The organism is Escherichia sp. 93.1518 (assembly GCF_013368915.2).
In the GTDB taxonomy this organism is placed as follows: Bacteria; Pseudomonadota; Gammaproteobacteria; order Enterobacterales; family Enterobacteriaceae; genus Escherichia; species Escherichia ruysiae.
The window spans coordinates 55857-77491 of the sequence record NZ_JABWMT020000018.1; the positions used below are offsets into that span (position 1 = coordinate 55857).

15 protein-coding genes and 1 pseudogene are annotated in these 21635 nt (G+C 50.4%); 7 read left to right on the forward strand and 9 right to left on the reverse strand.

Annotated elements, in window-relative coordinates; genetic code table 11:
* Nucleotides 1–68: 68 nt before the first annotated feature.
* Together cysI and cysJ are read right to left on the reverse strand one after the other, a co-directional pair.
* Nucleotides 69–1781 (reverse strand): assimilatory sulfite reductase (NADPH) hemoprotein subunit, encoded by a 1713-nt coding sequence (cysI, locus tag HEN21_RS14510; RefSeq protein WP_001290644.1) that lies wholly within the window; start codon nucleotides 1779–1781, stop codon nucleotides 69–71.
* The gene (gene cysJ, locus HEN21_RS14515) at nucleotides 1781–3580 is read right to left on the reverse strand and encodes an NADPH-dependent assimilatory sulfite reductase flavoprotein subunit (protein WP_105285695.1); all 1800 of its coding nucleotides are present in this window, start codon (nucleotides 3578–3580) and stop codon (nucleotides 1781–1783) included. The genes cysI and cysJ overlap by 1 nt, the downstream gene beginning before the upstream one ends.
* Nucleotides 3581–3895: 315 nt before the next feature.
* Here cysJ and queD point away from each other — a divergent pair, with 315 nt between their 5' ends.
* On the forward strand, nucleotides 3896–4261 hold the full coding sequence (queD, locus tag HEN21_RS14520) for a 6-carboxytetrahydropterin synthase QueD (protein ID WP_016159619.1): 366 nt from the start codon (nucleotides 3896–3898) through the stop codon (nucleotides 4259–4261).
* Nucleotides 4262–4331: 70 nt separating this feature from the next.
* A pseudogene (locus HEN21_RS14525) lies at nucleotides 4332–4616 on the forward strand (FGGY-family carbohydrate kinase); the annotation flags it as partial.
* A 535-nt stretch (nucleotides 4617–5151) separates the two neighbouring features.
* Here HEN21_RS14525 and queE read toward each other — a convergent pair.
* Nucleotides 5152–5823 carry a 7-carboxy-7-deazaguanine synthase QueE gene (queE, locus tag HEN21_RS14530; protein ID WP_001199968.1) on the reverse strand — a complete coding sequence of 224 codons (672 nt, stop codon included), beginning with the start codon at nucleotides 5821–5823 and terminating at the stop codon, nucleotides 5152–5154.
* Between the two features lie 173 nt (nucleotides 5824–5996).
* Between queE and HEN21_RS14535 the strand changes: the two genes are divergently transcribed.
* Genes HEN21_RS14535 through HEN21_RS14550 form a run of 4 tightly spaced genes read left to right on the forward strand, consistent with a single transcriptional unit; the run spans nucleotide 5997 to nucleotide 9571 of the window.
* The gene (locus HEN21_RS14535) at nucleotides 5997–6599 is read left to right on the forward strand and encodes a LemA family protein (RefSeq protein ID WP_000944220.1); all 603 of its coding nucleotides are present in this window, start codon (nucleotides 5997–5999) and stop codon (nucleotides 6597–6599) included.
* A 13-nt stretch (nucleotides 6600–6612) separates the two neighbouring features.
* Entirely contained in the window at nucleotides 6613–7509 is an 897-nt protein-coding gene (locus HEN21_RS14540) for a TPM domain-containing protein (RefSeq protein WP_001243481.1), read from the forward strand.
* A 14-nt stretch (nucleotides 7510–7523) separates the two neighbouring features.
* Nucleotides 7524–8672: a TPM domain-containing protein gene (locus HEN21_RS14545; protein WP_176252438.1), complete on the forward strand. Its 1149-nt coding sequence runs from the start codon at nucleotides 7524–7526 to the stop codon at nucleotides 8670–8672.
* Nucleotides 8669–9571 (forward strand): TPM domain-containing protein, encoded by a 903-nt coding sequence (locus HEN21_RS14550; RefSeq protein ID WP_176252439.1) that lies wholly within the window; start codon nucleotides 8669–8671, stop codon nucleotides 9569–9571. Before HEN21_RS14545 ends, HEN21_RS14550 begins: the two co-directional genes overlap by 4 nt.
* 59 nt (nucleotides 9572–9630) lie before the next feature.
* Here HEN21_RS14550 and eno read toward each other — a convergent pair whose 3' ends face one another.
* From eno to rlmD, 5 genes are all read right to left on the reverse strand, one after another.
* A complete protein-coding gene (gene eno, locus HEN21_RS14555) occupies nucleotides 9631–10929 on the reverse strand; it encodes a phosphopyruvate hydratase (RefSeq protein ID WP_000036723.1) in 1299 nt (432 codons plus the stop codon).
* A gap of 87 nt (nucleotides 10930–11016) precedes the next feature.
* Entirely contained in the window at nucleotides 11017–12654 is a 1638-nt protein-coding gene (gene pyrG / locus HEN21_RS14560) for a glutamine hydrolyzing CTP synthase (protein ID WP_000210857.1), read from the reverse strand.
* Nucleotides 12655–12881: 227 nt separating this feature from the next.
* On the reverse strand, nucleotides 12882–13673 hold the full coding sequence (mazG, locus tag HEN21_RS14565) for a nucleoside triphosphate pyrophosphohydrolase (RefSeq protein WP_001071628.1): 792 nt from the start codon (nucleotides 13671–13673) through the stop codon (nucleotides 12882–12884).
* Nucleotides 13674–13768: 95 nt separating this feature from the next.
* On the reverse strand, nucleotides 13769–16003 hold the full coding sequence (gene relA / locus HEN21_RS14570) for a GTP diphosphokinase (RefSeq protein WP_000226848.1): 2235 nt from the start codon (nucleotides 16001–16003) through the stop codon (nucleotides 13769–13771).
* 47 nt (nucleotides 16004–16050) lie between these two features.
* On the reverse strand, nucleotides 16051–17352 hold the full coding sequence (rlmD, locus tag HEN21_RS14575) for a 23S rRNA (uracil(1939)-C(5))-methyltransferase RlmD (RefSeq protein ID WP_176252440.1): 1302 nt from the start codon (nucleotides 17350–17352) through the stop codon (nucleotides 16051–16053).
* 56 nt (nucleotides 17353–17408) lie between these two features.
* On the opposite strand from rlmD, the gene barA reads away from it, so the two are divergent.
* A complete protein-coding gene (gene barA / locus HEN21_RS14580; protein ID WP_000186460.1) occupies nucleotides 17409–20165 on the forward strand; it encodes a two-component sensor histidine kinase BarA in 2757 nt (918 codons plus the stop codon).
* A 57-nt stretch (nucleotides 20166–20222) separates the two neighbouring features.
* On the opposite strand, the gene gudD is transcribed toward barA, so the two are convergent.
* Complete coding sequence (gene gudD / locus HEN21_RS14585; protein WP_105285702.1) at nucleotides 20223–21563, reverse strand: glucarate dehydratase; 1341 nt, start codon at nucleotides 21561–21563, stop codon at nucleotides 20223–20225.
* Between the last annotated feature and the right edge of the window lie 72 nt (nucleotides 21564–21635).

The window sequence follows — 21635 nt, forward strand, 5'->3', positions numbered from 1 at the left end:
ATTACCTCTGCACTTTTCCCCTCACCCTACCCCTCTCCCAAAAGGAGAGGGAATAGTCAGGAGATGCGTTAATCCCACAAATCACGCGCCGGATCGAGCACCGGGCGAATGATGCCCGCACGCACCGTAAAGTCGCCGAAGCCTTCACCCGCTTCGCGCTCTTTCGCCCAGCGCCCTATCAGTTCATCAAGCGACGCCAGGATTTCCGGCTCGGTGATGTTTTCTTTATACATCCGAGGGATACGTGTCCCAATGCGGTTGCCGCCGAGATGCAGGTTATAGCGACCCGGCGCTTTACCCACCAGACCAACTTCCGCCAGCATCGCGCGGCCACAGCCGTTCGGGCAACCCGTCACACGCATCACGATATGCTCATCGCTGACGCCATGTTTCGCCATTAAATTATCGATGTTATCGATAAACGATGGCAGGAATCGCTCAGCTTCGGCCATCGCCAACGGACACGTTGGGAACGACACGCAGGCCATTGAGTTTTCACGCTGCGGCGTGACGGCATTCATCAACCCGCTCTCTTTGGCGATCTTCTCGATCTTCGCTTTCTCACTTTCCGGTACACCGGCGATGATCAGATTCTGGTTCGCCGTAATGCGGAAATCGCCTTTGTGGATCTTCGCGATCTCCAGCAGCCCCGTTTTCAGCGGACGCCCCGGATAATCGAGAATACGACCATTTTCGATAAACAGCGTCAGGTGCCATTTGTCGTCAATACCTTTAATCCAGCCGATGCGATCGCCGCGTCCGGTGAACTCATACGGACGGATCGGTTCAAACTTGATCCCCGCACGACGTTCCACTTCCGCTTTAAACGTCTCGACCCCCACACGTTCCAGCGTGTATTTGGTTTTGGCATTTTTACGATCGGTTCGATTACCCCAGTCACGCTGAGTCGTCACGACGGCTTCCGCCACCGCCAGCGTATGCTCCAGCGGCAGATAGCCAAACTCGCTCGCGGTGCGGGCGTAGGTTTTTTTGTTACCGTGTTCGATAGACAGCCCACCGCCCACCAGCAAATTGAAGCCTACCAGCTTGCCGTTTTCTGCTATTGCCACAAAGTTCATGTCATTGGCGTGCAGATCAATGTCGTTCTGCGGCGGGATCACTACCGTCGTTTTAAACTTACGCGGTAAATAGGTCTGACCGAGGATCGGTTCTTCATCAGTGGTGGCGACTTTCTCCTGATCGAGCCAAATCTCCGCATATGCACGAGTACGTGGCAGCAGGTGCTCAGAAATTTTCTTCGCCCATTCATACGCTTCCGCGTGCAGCTGCGATTCAAACGGGTTCGAGGTGCAAAGCACGTTACGGTTCATGTCGTTGGCGGTTGCCAGCGCATCAAGCCCGACCGAGTGCAGCATCTGGTGTGCCGGCTTAACGTTCTTTTTCAGAATGCCGTGGAACTGGAACGTCTGGCGGTTGGTCAGACGAATGCTGCCGTAAATCGTGTTGTCTTCAGCAAATTTATCAATCGCCTGCCATTGTCTGGTGGTGATCACCCCACCAGGCAGACGGCAACGCAGCATCATCGCATGACGCGGTTCCAGCTTCTGCTCGGCACGCTCAGCGCGGATATCGCGGTCATCCTGCTGATACATACCGTGGAAGCGGATCAGCAGAAAGTTGTCGCCTTTAAAGCCGCCGGTCAGGCCGTCGTTTAAATCTTCAGCAATCGTGCCGCGCAGGTAGTTGCTCTCAAGCTTCATGCGCTCCGCGTCTGCCAGTTTACCTTCGACCACTAAAGGCCCTGGATGTTTTTCGCTCATTAGTAGACATCTCGCTGATAACGGCGCTCAACGCGCAGCTCACTTAAAAATTCATCCGCCGCTTCGGTGTCCATGCCACCAAATTCGGCAATCACTTCCAGAAGTGCCTGTTCAACGTCTTTCGCCATGCGATTGGCGTCGCCGCAGACATAAATGTGGGCACCGTCATTGATCCAGCGCCACAGCTCTGCGCCCTGTTCGCGCAGTTTGTCTTGTACGTAAATTTTTTCTTTTTGATCGCGCGACCAGGCGAGATCGATACGCGTCAGCACGCCTTCTTTGACGTAACGCTGCCATTCCACCTGATAGAGGAAATCTTCCGTAAAATGCGGATTACCAAAGAACAGCCAGTTTTTACCCGGCGCTTCGTCGGCGGCGCGCTGCTGCATAAAGGCGCGGAACGGCGCGATGCCCGTACCGGGGCCAATCATAATCACCGGAGTTTCGGGGTTAGCAGGCAAACGGAAGTTTTCGTTATGTTCGATAAAGACGCGGACTTCGCCCTCTTCTTCCACGCGATCGGCGAGGAAGCTGGAGGCACCACCCGCACGGGCGCGGCCTTCCACGTCATAACGCACAACGCCGACGGTGACGTGCACTTCGCTCTCGACTTCCGCCTGCGATGAGGCGATGGAATACAGGCGCGGCGTCAGTGGGCGCAAAATACCGATGAATGCATCAGCGTCCAGTTGTGCCGGAGAGAAACGCAACATATCGACAATTGGCGTGGTTGCCGCGTAATGCTGCAACTTCGCTTTATCGCCCACCAGCGGCAGCAGCGTTTCACTGCGCGTTAAAGTGGCGTAGTTCTCAACAATATTCGCGGTGTTGACGGTCAGTTCGAAGTGCCACTGTAAGGCTTCTGCCAGCGGTAGCGTTTTGCCGTCAACGGTGACGGGTTCATCGCCTTTCAACCACAGCAGTTCAACAATCTCTTTTACCAGTGCGGGATCGTTCTGATACCAGACGCCCAGCGCGTCGCCCGGCTGATAGCGCAGGCCTGAATCACCTAAATCGATCTCGATATGGCGAACGTCTTTTTCAGAATTGCGTCCGGTAATTTTCTGGTTAACCGAAAGGCTCGCCACCAGCGGCGCTTCTTTGCTATATGGGCTGGTGTGAATTTCATTTACCGCGCCAGTAGCGACGGATTGCAAAGGAGCCGCAACAGGCGCGCGGGACTTCAGAACATCAACCACGCGGGCGCGCCATTCGCTGGCGGCTGCCTGATATTCAACGTCAGCATCAACACGGTCGAGCAGGCGTTCACCGCCCAGTTCCGCCAGCTTGCTGTCAAAATCTTTACCGGACTGGCAGAAAAACTCATAAGAGGTGTCACCAAGGCTAAACACGGCAAAAGCGGTATTTTCCAGCTTCGGCGCTTTTTTGGAGAACAGGAACTTATGCAGCGCGACGGCTTCTTCCGGCGGTTCCCCTTCCCCTTGTGTTGAAGTCACCACGATAAGCAGTTTTTCACTGGCGATTTGTTTGAATTTATAGTCGCCTGCGTTCACCAGCTTAACGTTCAGTTTTGCCGTTAATAAGTCGTCACGTAACGCTTCAGCTACCCGGCGAGCATTACCCGTTTGCGAAGCGGAGATGATGGTGATACCCGGCATTTCTGCGCCTGGCGCAGGTGTAGCTGCAAGTGTACCTGGCTGCTGGTTAAGTATTCCCCAGAAATAGCCGGATACCCACGCAAGCTGGGTAGGAGTCAAATCAGTAGTGGCTGCCTGGAGGCGAGCCAGTTGCTCCGGGTTCAGCGGAAGCAAAGCGGAAGGTGGGGCCTGTGTCGTCATTCGTCGTTATGTTCCAGTAAGCAAAGCTGTTTCTGCGCCCTGTCTGCGCCCATAAAACAAAAGAGAAGGTAAGGTTAACGGGGCGAACGGTGTGGATTAAAGACGGGATAGCGATAACTAATAACCAAATCGACTAACCTGTTTTAGCAATAGTCTTTAACAACAAAATAGATTTATTAACCCAATGAAAAATAAATAAATATTGACCATCATTAAGATAATTAGGCTATTTTGCGCAACAAACCCATTTTAGATAATGCGAAAAAACAGGCTTTCCGGTACTCTACGCCCGTTTTGTCGTCCTGTAGAGAAATTATGATGTCCACCACGTTATTTAAAGATTTCACCTTCGAAGCCGCTCACCGCTTACCACACGTCCCACAAGGGCATAAATGTGGTCGCCTTCACGGGCACTCTTTTATGGTGCGCCTGGAAATTACCGGGGAAGTCGATCCGCATACGGGCTGGATTATCGATTTCGCTGAACTGAAAGCGGCATTTAAACCAACCTATGATCGCCTCGATCACTATTATCTCAATGATATTCCAGGTCTGGAAAACCCGACCAGCGAAGTTTTAGCAAAATGGATTTGGGATCAGGTTAAACCTGTTGTTCCGCTGTTAAGTGCGGTTATGGTGAAAGAAACCTGCACCGCAGGTTGCATCTATCGCGGCGAATGATAAGAGTGTGTCGGCGGTCAATTTCCCTTAAGTAACGCTATGTTAGGGTGTTGCGCTCTGGATATGTGGGGCACGGCGTAACGCCATTAACGGCTGTGCAAGTTTGGGGGCGGCGATTAATACAGCGGTAGGTCTGGGTCTGTATCCGGATTACGCAACGGCGATCGACAAAATGGTTCGCGTGAAAGATATCTTTATGCCTGTTGAGTGCAATGCCAAACGCTACGACGCGATGAATAAAGGTATTTTCAAAGACCTAACCAAACACACCGATGTGATTTTGAAAAAATCGTATGAAGTGATGTATGGTGAGCTGGGGAGTGCGGATTCGATCCAGAGCTGGTCGAATGCGTAAGTAAGGAAGACCGGGCGGGAAACTGCCCGGGCTGAACCCTACTGAAAGGTTTATCCCCGCTGACGCGGGGAACTCTGAGAATCATTAACGCGGGAAAGAGATTTCTCCGGTTTATCCCCGCTGACGCGGGGAACTCATTTCCAGCAGAATACGACTGGCCCAGCGTGGCGGTTTATCCCCGCTGACGCGGGGAACTCTCTAAACATAACCTATTATTAATTAATGATTTTTTAAGCCAGTCACAATCTACCAACTTTACAGGATCACACAAACAACACATCTACTATGTTAAAGAGCACTTAATCCATTGGCTGAAAAGGTAAATATTTAAAATAAATCTATAAAAACTAAAATCTACCAAACTTCACCGCAATAATTTTCACTCCAGCGAAAAATTAACGCCACAGAATTTGTAGAGAATGGCAATGATTAGTCCAGGATGGGCAAAATGGAGTAGTTTCAGAGGCGACAAAGAATATAAATGAGTGGAGTTATTTACAGGTTCCACTCATTTTCAACGCTTATAAATGTTTAATCAGGCAATATTCAAATATTTATGCGTTTGCATCGACAAACGCCAGTTCCGCGCAATGCAGGTTTCAATACACAAACGCGTGGCATCATCCTTCTGGCTAATCGGCTGAAGGGCAATTACTCGCGGTTTATCATCGGTCAGCGTCGCCAACAATTCATCCAGTGCTTCAATATCCCGTACGCGTCCAACAGGATGTTTAATTTCATTGGCTCGTTCCAGTGCCTGAGACAACACTTCATAGCCGCCACGCATATTTATTTTTGGCGACACGGTAACCCAGGTATTCGGTGTGCAACGCACTTCATGAGTGCCGCTGGTTTCGATCTGGCAGCTAAAACCATTCTTTTCGAGCAGGTCGGTCAATGGCAGCAAATCATGAATACAAGGCTCACCACCAGTAATCACCACGTGACGCGCGGTGTATCCCTGACGACCGATGACTGCGAGCAAGTCTTCACTGCTCGCTGCCCCCCACTTATCACTCTCTTTGGTTTTCGCCAAAATGCTGAAAAGAGAAACTTCCCGATCCTCAAGTTTTTCCCACGTGTGTTTGGTATCACACCAGGCACAGCCGACCGGGCATCCCTGTAAACGAATAAAAATGGCGGGGACGCCGGTAAAGTAACCCTCACCTTGCAGGGTCTGGAACATCTCGTTAATCGGGTACTGCATAGCATTCTCTGTAAAGTGGATAATTGTTAATTATTGCAGATCCTACCGCAATATTCATGCTTTATTAACATTCTGTTACATGCGGGTTTAAGATAAAAAGGTGAATCAGATCATTAAGGAAATAATGAAACGACGTATTATGTCCTGGGGAATTAAACTAAAGGGATTTAAACATGCTCAGAATATTCATCGTAATTATATTTATTTTCAATTTATCAGGTTGTGGATATAACGATATTCAAACTTATGACGAGCAGATTAATTCATCCTGGTCAGAAGTTCTGAATCAGTATCAACGTCGCGCCGACCTTATTCCTAATCTCGTCGCCAGTATTAAAGGTTATTCCAGCCATGAAAAAGAAGTGTTGGAAGCCGTAACATTGGCGCGTAGCCAGGCTAATCGCGCCAGCAGCGATCTTCAGCAAGCTCCGGGAGATGCGCAAAAATTACAAACCTGGCAGCAAGCTCAGTCGCAGCTGACACGTACACTCGGCCAGCTAACGATTATTAGTGAGCGTTATCCTGAATTAAAGGCTCAGGAACTCTATCAAAATTTGATGGTACAACTTGAAGGAAGTGAAAACCGAATTGCCGTTGCGCGAGGAAGATATATTAAAGCCATTGAACAATATAATGTTACCATCCGCAAATTCCCCGCTGTATTAACCGCAAAGGTAATGGATTACACACCGAAGAAAAATTATTTGCCAGATGATGTCGCCGCAGTAAGTAAAGCCCCAACAATAGATTTTAGCCAGAATACTCATGCTCATTAAGCGGAGAAGCCCTATGCGAAATTTTATCTTTCTTATGGCTTTCTTCTGTTCATCTGCGTTTGCCACGCAAATTCCAGTACCTGAAATACCCAAGTATGTAAATGATTTAACTGACACATTGACGAACAACGAAGTAAACACCCTGACCAACCAGATTAAAGCCCTGACGCAAAAAAATCAGGCGCAGCTGGTCGTGTTAGTGGTTGAAACAACAGGCGATGAAACCATCGAACAGTACGCAACGCGGGTATTCGATAGCTGGAAGCCAGGTGATAAAGACCGCGATGATGGCATTCTGCTGTTAGTCGCCTGGCAGGATCATACCGTGCGTATTGAAATCGGTTACGGGCTGGAAGGCGTTATTACGGATGCACAGTCCGGACAAATTATTCGCAACAGTATTATTCCAGCATTTAAAAATGGCGACCTGGCTGGCGGTTTGCAAGAGGGAATCAGCGATATTGAAAGTCGTCTGACAGAGGATAATTTAGCAACGATAACACCGACCGATCACCCTTTACCCTTTAGCGGTTGGTGGGCTTTGTTGGCCTGGGCGATAGTACTGACCTTTATTTCCGCCAGGGGATATATCAAAACGCTGGGATTGATTTGCTTCGCAGCTGTTGTACTGGCCTTTGTTTTACCTATTGCCGGTTTCAGCGGAAGCTGGGGAGTGCTCGCAACATTACTCTGCTTCGCCACACCATTTCTGGCTGTCGCCATCGCCTTTACCCCTTTCGGCAGAAAAGTGCGTGATTCAATGCGTAATGCCAACCAGCCATCACGTCATACCAGAAGCAATTCTAACTACAGAGATTCGTCGTCATCATCATCCTCTTCTTTCGACAATGACAATTTCAGCGGTGGCGGCGGTTCATCTGGTGGCGGTGGCGCTTCCGGGCGCTGGTAACGAAAGGAATTGCTATGCGTATTTTTATCCTGATTCTGGCGCTATTCGGTTTTCCTGTATTCGCTGAACAAGTGCCATATGTAACGGACTTGACCGGGACGTTAACGCCAGAAGAACAAACTGCTTTAACTCAACAATTACAGACTCTCGAGCAGCAAAACCACTTCCAGGTGGCAGTGTTGGTTGCGCCGACCACAGGGGGCAAAAACATTAAACTTGCAGCCTCGCAGAGCTACGGGGTATATCACTGGAAACCCGTTGGAGAGAAGCGGTACGGCGAAGGTATCTTAATTCTCGTCGTTTGGCCGGAAGGGCGGGCGTCAATGAAGATTGGACATGGACTGGAAGAAATGTTGCCACCAGAACAAGCTTCTCAAATTGTTCGTTACCGTATGCAATCAGAGTTTGAAAAAAACAATCTCTTCGCCGGATTAACGCAGGGAGTTGAAGGCATAGCTCTGTTTACCCATACCAAAGCGAACCTTAGTCCACTGGATGCTTTAGCCAATCATCTGTTTGCTAATCCGCAACGCTCACTGCCATGTCTTGCCTGGACATTGCTGATGATCGCCATTATTGCCGCCGTCTGGCGCTTCATCGATAATCCCGGACCTGTAATATGGCTTATTTCACTGGCAACCCCCGTCGTTTGGTTTTGCTTCTTTCGTGATGATGTCATCATTCGGCGAATATCTTTCGTATGCATAAGTTTATTGTTTACTGCCAAATGCTGGCGGCGCCTGATGGTGTTTTTTCATATGAACCGCGCATTCTCCATGATGCTGGCACCAAAGAATAAAAACACCAAAGCAATAAAACAAAATACGCCTCTGCAACATCCTAAGTCAGGACGAAATTCATTGTTTGTCGTGCTGCTGATAATTGTTGTGGGATGGTGCCTGGTTTTCGCCAGTAATAAAGATATGGCATTGATATCAACAATTATCGGGCTGACTGATTATTTTATCGGGCCAATAACCATTGCTGGCATCGTTCTGCTGATCATTGTGGCTATATTTACCGGCAATCTTAAACTGGGTTCCAGTGCAAAAAATAACAAAAAAACGGAGAGTCGTGCTGCTCATTCTCGCTCTTCGTCGAGAAATTCTTTTCGTGGCGGGGGCGGATCTTCAGGAGGCGGCGATTCATCCGGACGCAGGTGATCAATATGCGCTTAATCTTTTTTCTACTCATATTGTGGTGCGTTCCTGTGTTTGCCCAGCAAATTGCTGTACCGGAATTACACCAACAGGTGACCGATCTTACTGATACATTAAGTTCACCTGAGCAACAATCTCTGACACTGCAGTTACAGAAGATTGCACAGAATACGCGGGCGCAGGTCGCTATATTAGTGGTGCCATCCACTGGTGAAGATACCATTGAACAATATGCAACACGCGTTTTTGATAGCTGGAAGTTGGGCGATGTACAGCGTAACGATGGTATTTTACTCCTGGTCGCCTGGGAAGATCATACCGTCCGTATTGAAGTTGGCTATGGACTGGAGGGCGTTGTTACCGACCTGCAAGCGGCAAAGATTATCAGTGATATATTGATCCCCGCGTTCAAAAACGATGATCTTATGGGAGGGTTAACACTGGCCAGCGAAAATATCGGCGCGCTTCTGTTGAATGGTGAATTGCCAGAAAGCAGCGGAAATCATTACAGTATCAAAACTCCAATTCCATTATCGATTGCTGTCATTATTTTACTGGCTGTACTTTCGTATTTTATTATTTTTACCGATCCATCAAATCTACCGTGGATTGCCCTCACTGCCGCAATTTACGGGATGGTATTCCTCTATGTTGCCGAGCCAGGACCATGGACGAATTTAATCATTGCCTGCGGTATGTTAACGCCTTTTGCGATCGTACCGCTGCTTATCTTCTGGCTTCTGGTGAATAAAAAGTTACGCGCCAAATACAAGAAGCTCGGTAAAGAAAGAGCTTCAAGAAAAGGTTCTTCTTCATCCTCTTCCGGTGGAGGTTCAAGTGGCGGCGGATTTAGCGGAGGTGGCGGTTCTTCTGGCGGTGGCGGCGCGTCCGGCCGCTGGTAACTCAACCATAAAAAATGCCAGCCCGGAGGCTGGCATTTTTAAATCAGATAAAGTCAGACTTATGCCTGGCCTTTGATCTCTTTACGACCGTTGTACGGTGCTTTTTCGCCCAGAGCTTCTTCAATACGAATCAGCTGGTTGTATTTAGCAACACGGTCAGAACGGCTCATAGAACCGGTTTTGATCTGGCCTGCAGCAGTACCAACAGCCAGGTCAGCGATGGTAGCGTCTTCAGTTTCACCAGAACGGTGAGAGATTACTGCAGTGTAGCCAGCGTCTTTCGCCATCTTGATTGCAGCCAGAGTTTCGGTCAGAGAACCGATCTGGTTGAATTTGATCAGGATGGAGTTAGCGATACCTTTTTCGATACCTTCTTTCAGGATCTTGGTGTTGGTTACGAACAGGTCGTCACCAACCAGCTGGATTTTGTCGCCCAGAACTTTGGTCTGGTATGCGAAACCGTCCCAGTCAGATTCGTCCAGACCGTCTTCGATAGAAACGATCGGGTACTGTTTGGTCAGTTCTTCCAGGAAGTGAGTAAATTCTTCAGAGGTGAACGCTTTGTTGCCTTCGCCAGCCAGAACGTATTTACCGTCTTTGTAGAATTCAGAAGCTGCGCAGTCCATCGCCAGAGTGATGTCTTTGCCCAGTTCATAACCAGCAGCTTTAACAGCTTCAGCGATTACAGCCAGAGCTTCAGCGTTGGAACCCAGGTTCGGCGCATAGCCACCTTCGTCACCAACAGCAGTGTTCATGCCTTTCGCTTTCAGAACTTTTGCCAGATGATGGAAAACTTCAGAACCCATGCGGATGGCTTCTTTCACAGTTTTCGCGCCAACCGGCTGAATCATGAATTCCTGGATATCGACGTTGTTGTCAGCGTGCTCACCACCGTTGATGATGTTCATCATCGGAACCGGCATGGAGTATTTGCCCGGAGTACCGTTCAGTTCAGCAATGTGCTCGTACAGCGGCATACCTTTAGCAGCTGCAGCAGCTTTGGCGTTAGCCAGAGATACAGCCAGGATTGCGTTCGCGCCGAATTTGGATTTGTTTTCGGTGCCGTCCAGGTCGATCATGATCTTGTCAATGCCAGCCTGATCTTTGGCATCTTTGCCAATCAGCGCCTGAGCGATCGGGCCGTTAACCGCAGCAACAGCTTTGGTTACGCCTTTGCCCAGGAAACGGGATTTGTCGCCATCGCGCAGTTCCAGTGCTTCACGGGAACCAGTAGAAGCACCTGACGGAGCAGCTGCCATACCGACGAAACCACCCTCCAGGTGTACTTCGGCTTCAACAGTCGGGTTACCACGGGAGTCGATGATTTCACGACCGATGATTTTTACGATTTTGGACATTAGGGTTTCCTCAAGTCACTAGTTAAACTAAAACTCCAGACAAACAACGCGTACCCTGGGTACGCGTTGCCGTTCTAACTTTTTTACTTACTTCGCCTGACGTTTCTGGAACTCGCTGGCGGCTTTCACAAAGCCGGCAAACAGCGGGTGCCCATCACGTGGAGTAGAAGTAAACTCCGGATGGAACTGACAAGCCACGAACCACGGGTGATTCGGAACTTCGATGATCTCGACCAACTGATCATCCCCGGAACGGCCCGCAACGCGCAGACCTGCATCTTCAATCTGTTTCAACAGCATGTTGTTGACTTCGTAACGGTGACGATGACGCTCAACAATTGTCGGCGCATTGTACAGCTGGCGAACCAGACTATCGTCAACCAACTGGCACTGCTGTGCGCCGAGACGCATGGTGCCACCGAGATCGCTCTTCTCGCTACGAACTTCAACGTTGCCGTTTTCATCGCGCCACTCGGTAATCAGCGCCACAACCGGGTACTTACAGTCTGGCACAAATTCCGTAGAGTTGGCGTTCTCCATGTTAGCAACATGGCGAGCGTAATCAATTAACGCCACCTGCATACCCAGGCAAATGCCCAGATAAGGAATATTGTTCTCACGCGCAAAGCGCGCGGTAGTAATCATGCCTTCTACGCCACGATAGCCGAAACCACCAGGTACGAGGATCGCGTCCAGACCTTTAAGGATTTCAACACCGCGCGTTTCAACATCTTGTGAATCGATCAGTTTAATGTTGACGCTGACACGATTTTTCAGCCCACCGTGTTTCAGTGCTTCAATCACGGATTTATAAGCGTCCGGCAGTTCAATGTACTTACCGACCATACCGATGGTAACTTCGCTCACCGGATTCGCTTCTTCAAAGATAACCTGTTCCCATTCGGACAGATCCGCTTCCGGGCAGTTCAAGCTGAATCGTTTACAAATATAATCGTCCAGCCCCTGAGATTTCAACAGGCCCGGAATTTTATAGATGGAATCGACGTCTTTCAGAGAAATAACCGCTTTTTCCGGAACATTACAGAACAATGCAATCTTCGCACGTTCGTTTGCCGGTACGGCGCGATCTGAACGACAAATCAGGATGTCAGGCTGGATACCGATAGAGAGCAGCTCTTTTACAGAGTGCTGAGTCGGTTTGGTTTTGACTTCACCAGACGCTGCCATGTACGGCACCAGCGTCAGGTGCATAAACAGAGTATGTTCGCGGCCAATTTCAACAGCCAACTGGCGAATCGCTTCGAGGAACGGCAGGGATTCAATATCACCTACAGTACCGCCGATTTCTACCAGAACCACGTCGTGGCCTTCGCCACCAGCAAGAACGCGTTCTTTGATAGCGTTAGTAATGTGCGGGATAACCTGTACGGTTGCGCCCAGATAGTCGCCACGGCGTTCTTTACGCAGAACGTCAGAGTAGATACGACCCGTGGTAAAGTTGTTACGGCGGCTCATTTTAGTACGAATGAAACGCTCGTAGTGCCCCAGGTCCAAGTCGGTTTCAGCGCCGTCTTCAGTAACGAACACTTCCCCGTGTTGGATTGGGCTCATAGTACCTGGATCGACGTTGATGTACGGATCCAGTTTCATGATGGTCACATTGAGGCCACGGGCTTCAAGAATGGCTGCGAGGGAGGCTGCGGCAATGCCTTTACCCAGAGAGGATACGACCCCGCCGGTCACAAAAATATAGTTCGTTGTCATGCTGAACCTGAGAAGTTAGGTTGAAAAGACGATGGAATAACCAGGACGGGAAAGCAGTATACCCGAACATGACCTGTGCCACAAACTTTCATTATCCCTCCTCTTCGCCAGCGCACTATTGAAATCAGGAGTGAGAAAATAGCCCCTTTGGGGTAAATGTTTTTGACGCAAATCAATCGCTTGTCATTTAAAAAATGACACAAATCGCGCTTGACCGCGTAATTCCCTTAGAGATCAATTTCCTGCCGTTTTACCTGTTGCCAGACTTCTTCCATTGTTTCGAGGTCAACACCTGTCATTTCCAGTCCACGCGCGGCAACAATACGCTCCACTTCGCGAAAACGACGCTCGAATTTTTCGTTCGCTTTTTGCAATGCAATTTCTGCTTTTGTCCCTAAATGGCGAGCCAGATTGACCGTGGCAAACAACAGGTCACCCATTTCCTCCTCCAGTTTAGCCTGGTCGACAACAGCCTGCCGCGCCTCGTACATCACCTCGTCGATCTCTTCATAAACTTTATCGACCACCGGGCCAAGCGTCGTCCAGTCAAAGCCAACGTTGGCGCAACGTTTCTGAATTTTTTGCGCACGCATTAAGGCCGGTAAACTACGAGGAATATCGTCCAGCGCCGAATGCTGCGCTTTCTGCGCGCGTTCTTCGGTTTTGATTTGCTCCCAACGGACGAGCACTTTACTGCTGTTTTCGGCAGAACTGTCAGCAAAAACATGTGGATGTCGACGCTCTAATTTATCGCTGATTGCAGCGCAAATATCATTAAAGTCAAAGCGCCCTTCTTCCTGAGCCATTTGCGCGTAAAACACCACCTGGAACAATAGATCGCCAAGTTCACCGCGCAGATCGTCAAAGTCTTCGCGGGCAATGGCATCCAGCACTTCGTAGGTTTCTTCAAGGGTATAAGGTGCAATAGAGGCGAAAGTCTGCTCTTTATCCCACGGGCAGCCGTTTTCCGGGTCGCGAAGACGCTGCATAATAGTGAGCAAACGGTCGATTTGATTCATTGGAATGTCCTGAAAATTGCGGGTCTGTCAGGTGTAATACCTTCGAGTAAAAGATATCGCTGGATACGGCTGACGCCATATCCAGCTATGTAAGATTAATTCCCGTGCAACCGACGCGCATCGATAACATCCGGCACCTGATTGAGTTTACCCAGCACGCGCCCCAGCACCTGCAAGTTGTAAATTTCAATGGTCATGTCGATGGTCGCCAGTTGCTGTTTGGTATCGCTACGGCTGGCAACGCCAAGCACGTTCACCTTCTCGTTGGCGAGAATGGTCGTGATATCACGTAACAACCCGCTACGATCATTCGCCAGCACACGAACCACCAGCGAATACCCGGCGGAGTAGCTCTCGCCCCATACAGCGTCAACAATGCGTTCCGGCGCATGGGAGCGTAGTTCCGCCAGTTGTTCACAATCGGCGCGGTGTACTGAAATACCACGTCCCTGGGTAATGAAGCCGACAATCTCATCACCAGGAATCGGCTGGCAGCAGCGCGCGATATGGTGCATCAGGTTGCCAACACCTTCGACAACCACGCGACCGTTATCTTTACTGCGGTTTTGCGGTGTGTAGCTTTTTTGCTGAAGCTGCTTCAGCGCGGCGGCGTCCTGCTCTTCGGCACTCGGCTTATTAAATTGCGATTGCAGGAAGTTGACCATCTGATTGAGACGGATATCCCCGCCACCAATCGCCGCCAGCAACTCGTCGACATCATTGAAGTTGTAACGCGGCAGCAGATGTTTTTCTGCTTCTTTCAGACTGATCCCCAGATGTTCCAGCTCGTCGTCAAGGATTTGCCGTCCTGCCAGAATGTTTTTGTCACGATCCTGTTTACGGAACCAGGCGTGAATTTTCGAACGCCCACGGCTGGTTGTGACGTAGCCGAGGTTTGGGTTTAACCAGTCACGGCTGGGGTTCGGCTGTTTCTGGGTGATAATTTCGATCTGGTCGCCCATCTGCAACTGGTAAGTGAACGGCACGATACGCCCGCCAATTTTTGCCCCGATGCAGCGGTGCCCGACATCACTGTGGATGTGGTACGCGAAGTCCAGCGGCGTTGAGCCCGCAGGTAAATCAACCACATCACCTTTCGGCGTAAAGACGTACACCCGGTCGTCAAAGACCTGGCTGCGTACTTCATCGAGCATTTCGCCGGAATCGGCCATCTCTTCCTGCCACGCAATCAGTTTACGCAGCCAGGCAATCCGGTCTTCATGTCCCGAACGCGCGCCGCCAGCAGCCGCGCCCTCTTTATATTTCCAGTGCGCAGCAACGCCCAACTCTGCATCTTCATGCATCTGTTTGGTGCGGATTTGGATCTCAACGGTTTTGCCGCCCGGCCCAAGCACCACGGTATGAATAGACTGGTAGCCGTTTGGTTTCGGGTTAGCGACGTAATCGTCGAACTCATCCGGCAGGTGGCGATAGTGAGTGTGCACTATCCCCAGTGCGGCGTAGCAGTCCTGTAAACGCTCGGCGACGATACGTACTGCACGGACATCAAACAGCTCGTCAAAGGCAAGGTTCTTTTTCTGCATTTTGCGCCAGATGCTGTAGATGTGTTTCGGGCGGCCATACACTTCAGCTTTAACGCCTTCAGCTTTCATCTCTGCACGCAGATGACCGACAAACTCTTCAATGTAGTGTTCGCGGTCGAGACGGCGCTCATGCAGCAGTTTTGCAATGCGTTTGTATTCGGTCGGGTGGAGATAACGGAAGCAGTAATCTTCCAGTTCCCATTTCAGTTGCCCGATCCCGAGACGGTTCGCCAGCGGCGCATAGATATTGGTGCACTCTTTTGCTGCCAGTACGCGTTCATCTTCCGGCGCGTCTTTCACTTCGCGCAGATGAGCAATACGCTCAGCCAGTTTGATGACCACACAGCGAAAATCATCGACCATCGCCAATAACATCCGGCGAACGTTATCGACCTGTTCAGAGGAAACAGAATCGGTGTGCGTCGCTTTCAGCTGACGGATCGCCGCCATATCTCGCACGCCGTGAATAAGGTTGACGACTGACTTACCGACGCTCTCACGCAGCACATCTTCGCTGACTACGTTGGCATCCGCCAGAGGGAACAGCAGCGCCGCCCGCAGCGTGTCAATGTCCATACTTAATGTCGAGAGGATCTCCACCATCTCAACACCACGCCACAATAGCAGACTGGCATCCGGATGCCCCTGCGTCTGCTGCAGACAATACGCCCAGGTTTCGGCTAAGCACTCACACGACTTCTGGCTGGTAATACCCAGACTTGCGATCCATTTTTGCGGATCAAATTCACCAGCCTTATTGATATGTGCACTTCTTACCGCAACCATCGTCCTCTCCTTTAGGGACCAGACCTGCCGAAATCAGCAAATCGTAACTATTTTACGCGCGAGAAAAGTACCATCGATTCCAGATGCCCCGTGTGTGGGAACATATCCAGCATCGCCAGTCGCGCAATGGTATATCCTGCTTTTAATAACGCTTCGCTATCCCGAGCCAGCGTTGCAGGGTTACAGGATACATAAACTATACGAATGGGTTCCAGTTTTATAATTTGTTGCATAACACCTGCGGCACCTGCTCGCGCCGGGTCCAGCAACACTTTATCGAAGCCGCTTTTCGCCCACGGCTGCTTTGTGACATCTTCTTCAAGATTTTCGTGATAAAACGTCACATTTTGTAAGTCATTAAGACGCGCATTCTGCTGGCCTTTTTCCACCAGTGCCGGAACACCTTCTACGCCCACCACGTTTGCCGCACGAGTGGCTAACGGCAGCGTAAAATTGCCCATGCCGCAGAACAGATCCAGCACGCGCTCGTCAGGTTGCACATCCAGCCACTCCAGCGCGCGCGCCACCATTTTCTGGTTCACGCCCGCGTTGACCTGAATAAAATCACGCGGGCTAAAAGTTAAGCGCAACCCGTTTGAGTCATACCAGGGCATCTCACCTGAGACCGTTTCGAGTATCTCACTATCGGGGGCGAGATACAGATCCAGGCCTTCAGAATGCGAAAAGCGTTCCAGTTTTTCGCGATCTGCCGAACTTAGCGGTGCGGTATGGCGCAAAATCATCAGCGTGCCGCTGGTTGCCTGCACCAGTTCAACATGCCCAAGGTGGCGCATTCCCTGTAAGCTCGTCAGACATGCTCTGACTTTGGGCAGCAATGCTTCAAGTTGGGGCACTAAAACAGGGCATTGTTTAACATCAACAATGTCACTGGAACCCGCTTTGCGAAATCCCATCTGGAGCTGTTGTGTTTTCGGCTGAAAGTTCAGACTTAAACGCGCACGGCGCCGATAGCCCCAAGGGACGTCGGCGATCACTTCAGAGACGTCGTGTTTCATTAACCGGGCGAGCGCCGCACTTTTGCTGCGCTGCTGTAAATCCACGCTGGCGTGTTGTTGCTGACAGCCACCGCATACGCCAAAATGAGGGCAGCGTGGCGTTTCGCGTTCCGGGCTGTCGCTTAACCGCCGTACGACTTTAGCGCGGGCATACTGTTTTTTATCTTCATTAACAGTCACTTCCGCGTTTTCCTGCGGCAATAACCCGGGGATAAATAACGTTTTGCCGTTATGTCGCGCCACGCCCTGACCAAAAGAGTCGAGGTCGTTGACTGAAACGGTTATGATCTGACGCGTCGTCGTGCGTCGTTTTGCAGAGTAGAATTGCGCCATTGGCGAGACTTTCTCAATTTAACAGTGTGACCTTAATTGTCCCATAACGGAACTCCATGACCAACTACAGCCTGCGCGCACGCATGATGATTCTGATCCTGGCACCGACCGTCCTTATTGGTTTATTGCTGAGTATCTTTTTCGTCGTACACCGCTATAACGACTTGCAGCGTCAACTGGAAGATGCCGGTGCCAGCATTATTGAGCCACTTGCCGTTTCTACTGAATATGGCATGAGCCTGCAAAATCGCGAATCTATCGGTCAGTTAATAAGCGTACTGCATCGTCGCCATTCCGATATTGTTCGCGCAATTTCGGTTTATGATGAAAATAACCGACTTTTTGTCACCTCCAATTTTCATCTTGATCCTTCATCAATGCAGCTCGGCAGCAACGTGCCGTTTCCTCGCCAGCTCACTGTCACACGTGACGGCGATATTATGATCCTGCGCACACCGATTATTTCCGAGAGTTATTCCCCCGACGAATCGCCCAGTAGCGATGCCAAAAATAGCCAGAATATGCTGGGATATATTGCGCTTGAGCTGGATCTTAAATCGGTTCGCTTGCAGCAATATAAAGAGATCTTTATTTCCAGCGTGATGATGCTGTTTTGTATCGGTATTGCGCTTATTTTTGGCTGGCGCTTAATGCGCGATGTAACCGGCCCGATTCGTAACATGGTTAATACCGTCGACCGCATCCGTCGTGGGCAACTCGACAGCCGGGTGGAAGGATTTATGCTCGGCGAGCTGGATATGCTGAAAAACGGTATCAACTCGATGGCAATGTCGCTGGCAGCTTATCACGAAGAGATGCAGCACAATATCGACCAGGCGACCTCCGATCTGCGGGAAACGCTGGAGCAGATGGAAATTCAGAACGTTGAGTTGGATCTGGCGAAAAAGCGCGCCCAAGAAGCGGCACGTATTAAATCCGAGTTCCTGGCAAATATGTCACATGAGCTGCGTACACCACTGAATGGTGTTATTGGCTTTACCCGCCTGACGCTGAAAACAGAATTAACACCAACGCAGCGCGATCACCTGAATACCATTGAACGTTCGGCAAATAATTTGCTGGCAATTATTAATGATGTTCTCGACTTCTCGAAACTGGAAGCGGGCAAGCTGATTCTGGAAAGTATTCCGTTCCCATTGCGTAGCACGCTGGATGAAGTCGTTACCCTGCTGGCACATTCTTCTCACGATAAAGGGCTGGAATTAACGCTCAATATTAAGAGCGACGTGCCCGATAACGTAATTGGCGACCCACTGCGTTTACAGCAAATCATCACTAACCTGGTGGGTAATGCGATTAAATTCACCGAGAATGGCAACATTGATATTCTGGTAGAAAAACGTGCGCTGAGTAATACCAAAGTGCAGATTGAAGTGCAGATTCGAGATACCGGCATTGGTATTCCTGAACGCGATCAATCGCGCTTATTCCAGGCCTTCAGACAGGCTGATGCCAGTATTTCCCGCCGCCATGGTGGCACCGGGTTGGGGCTGGTGATTACACAGAAACTGGTTAATGAAATGGGCGGCGATATTTCGTTCCATAGCCAGCCGAATCGCGGTTCTACCTTCTGGTTCCACATTAATCTCGATCTGAACCCGAATATTATCATCGAAGGGCCATCCACCCAGTGCCTCGCCGGTAAGCGTCTGGCCTATGTCGAACCGAACTCCGCAGCAGCGCAATGTACGCTGGATATTTTAAGTGAAACGCCGCTGGAAGTGGTTTATAGCCCAACCTTCTCCGCGCTGCCTCCCGCGCATTACGACATGATGTTGTTAGGGATTGCGGTGACCTTCCGCGAGCCGCTGACGATGCAACATGAGCGGTTGGCGCAAGCGGTGTCGATGACCGATTTCCTGATGCTGGCGCTTCCTTGCCATGCACAGGTCAATGCCGAAAAACTCAAGCAAGATGGTATCGGCGCGTGTCTGCTGAAACCCTTAACACCTACGCGCCTGTTGCCTGCCCTGACGGAATTTTGTCATCAAAAACAAAACACACTTTTGCCTGTTACCGATGAAAGTAAGCTGGCAATGACAGTCATGGCGGTTGATGATAACCCCGCGAACCTGAAACTTATCGGCGCGTTGCTGGAAGATATGGTGCAACATGTGGAGCTTTGCGATAGCGGGCATCAGGCGGTTGAACGCGCGAAACAGATGCCGTTCGATTTGATCTTAATGGATATTCAAATGCCGGACATGGACGGCATTCGGGCGTGCGAACTCATCCACCAGCTCCCACATCAGCAGCAAACGCCGGTTATCGCGGTAACGGCACATGCGATGGCAGGGCAAAAAGAGAAACTGCTTGGCGCGGGAATGAGCGATTATCTGGCGAAACCGATTGAGGAAGAGCGATTGCATAATTTGCTGTTGCGCTACAAGCCTGGCAGCGGTATTTCCTCTCGCGTCGTAACGCCAGAAGTGAACGAAATTGTGGTGAACCAGAATGCGACTCTCGACTGGCAACTGGCACTGCGACAGGCCGCAGGAAAAACCGATCTGGCGCGCGATATGCTGCAAATGTTGCTCGATTTCCTGCCAGAAGTTCGCAACAAAGTTGAGGAACAACTGGTTGGAGAAAACCCGGAAGGTCTGGTTGATTTGATTCATAAACTACATGGCAGTTGTGGCTATAGTGGCGTACCACGTATGAAGAATCTCTGCCAGCTCATCGAACAACAGCTACGCAGCGGTACTAAAGAAGAAGATCTGGAGCCGGAGCTACTGGAACTGTTAGACGAGATGGATAATGTGGCGCGCGAAGCCAGCAAAATTCTCGGATAATTAATATTTTATCGAGTAAAAACCGGCTCCAGACAGAGCCGGTTTTTGTTATCTGTCTTAACGCACCATGCAAGGACGCTTGTTATCGAACGTCCAGCCTGGGATCAGGTACTGCATTCCCATCGCATCGTCACGCGCGCCAAGCCCATGTTTCTGATACAACTCGTGCGCTTTCATCACCTGATCCATATCGATTTCTACACCCAACCCCGGTTTCTCCGGCACCTGTACCAAACCGCCTTTGATCTCAAACGGTTCTTTGGTCAGGCGCTGATTACCTTCCTGCCAGATCCAGTGCGTATCAATAGCGGTGATTTTACCCGGTGCAGCGGCTGCAACATGGGTAAACATCGCCAGGGAAATATCGAAGTGGTTGTTGGAGTGTGAACCCCAGGTCAGGCCAAATTCATGGCACATCTGCGCCACTCGCACTGAACCTTGCATCGTCCAGAAATGCGGGTCTGCCAGCGGGATATCGACTGATTGCAGGGAGAGCGTATGGCCCATCTGCCGCCAGTCGGTGGCGATCATGTTGGTTGCGGTTGGCAGGCCAGTTGCGCGACGGAACTCCGCCATCACTTCACGCCCGGAGAAACCTTGCTCCGCACCGCACGGATCTTCTGCATAAGCCAGCGAACCTTTCAGATATTTACCAATTTTAATCGCTTCGTTCAGCGACCAGGCACCGTTAGGATCGAGGGTAATGCGCGCCTGCGGGAAGCGTTTCGCCAGTGCCACGATAGATTCGGCTTCTTCTTCCCCGGCCAGTACACCGCCCTTCAATTTGAAATCATTAAAGCCATATTTTTCATATGCTGCCTCCGCCAGGCGCACTACCGCATCCGGCGTCATCGCTTCTTCGTGACGCAGGCGATACCAGTCGCATGAGTCATCCGGCTGGCTTTGATACGGCAGCGGTGTAGCGTTGCGATTACCCACAAAGAACAGATAGCCCAGCATTTCGACTTCGCTACGCTGTTGACCATCGCCCAGCAGCGACGCCACGTTAACCCCCAGATGCTGCCCCAGCAGATCCAGCATTGCCGCTTCAATTCCAGTCACCACATGAATCGTGGTACGCAAATCAAATGTCTGTAAGCCCCGCCCGCCAGCATCACGATCGGCAAACGTGTTACGCACCAGCGTCAGAACGTTTTTGTACTCGCCGAGGGTTTTACTCACCACCAGCGGAATCGCATCTTCCAGCGTTTTACGGATTTTCTCACCGCCGGGAATTTCCCCTACGCCGGTGTGACCGGAGTTATCTTTGATGATCACAATATTACGCGTGAAGAACGGCGCGTGTGCGCCACTCAGGTTCATCAGCATACTGTCGTGACCCGCAACCGGAATTACCTGCATTTCAGTAACAACGGGCGTCGTAAATTGAGAACTCATGTTTATGTCCTTATTCAGAATCAATGACGGCCGAAAACGGGACGTTTACGGTCAGAAATTCAGGAGCCGGGA

Bases quoted from the DNA above. Each gene is read 5' to 3' on its own strand.
- cysJ (WP_105285695.1), bottom strand. From the start codon at position 3,580: ATGACGACACAGGCCCCACCTTCCGCTTTGCTTCCGCTGAACCCGGAG.
- mazG (WP_001071628.1), bottom strand. From the start codon at position 13,673: ATGAATCAAATCGACCGTTTGCTCACTATTATGCAGCGTCTTCGCGAC.
- queD (WP_016159619.1), top strand. From the start codon at position 3,896: ATGATGTCCACCACGTTATTTAAAGATTTCACCTTCGAAGCCGCTCAC.
- cysI (WP_001290644.1), bottom strand. From the start codon at position 1,781: ATGAGCGAAAAACATCCAGGGCCTTTAGTGGTCGAAGGTAAACTGGCA.
- HEN21_RS14545 (WP_176252438.1), top strand. From the start codon at position 7,524: ATGCGTATTTTTATCCTGATTCTGGCGCTATTCGGTTTTCCTGTATTC.
- pyrG (WP_000210857.1), bottom strand. From the start codon at position 12,654: ATGACAACGAACTATATTTTTGTGACCGGCGGGGTCGTATCCTCTCTG.
- relA (WP_000226848.1), bottom strand. From the start codon at position 16,003: ATGGTTGCGGTAAGAAGTGCACATATCAATAAGGCTGGTGAATTTGAT.
- queE (WP_001199968.1), bottom strand. From the start codon at position 5,823: ATGCAGTACCCGATTAACGAGATGTTCCAGACCCTGCAAGGTGAGGGT.
- eno (WP_000036723.1), bottom strand. From the start codon at position 10,929: ATGTCCAAAATCGTAAAAATCATCGGTCGTGAAATCATCGACTCCCGT.
- barA (WP_000186460.1), top strand. From the start codon at position 17,409: ATGACCAACTACAGCCTGCGCGCACGCATGATGATTCTGATCCTGGCA.
- rlmD (WP_176252440.1), bottom strand. From the start codon at position 17,352: ATGGCGCAATTCTACTCTGCAAAACGACGCACGACGACGCGTCAGATC.
- HEN21_RS14535 (WP_000944220.1), top strand. From the start codon at position 5,997: ATGCTCAGAATATTCATCGTAATTATATTTATTTTCAATTTATCAGGT.
- gudD (WP_105285702.1), bottom strand. From the start codon at position 21,563: ATGAGTTCTCAATTTACGACGCCCGTTGTTACTGAAATGCAGGTAATT.
- HEN21_RS14540 (WP_001243481.1), top strand. From the start codon at position 6,613: ATGCGAAATTTTATCTTTCTTATGGCTTTCTTCTGTTCATCTGCGTTT.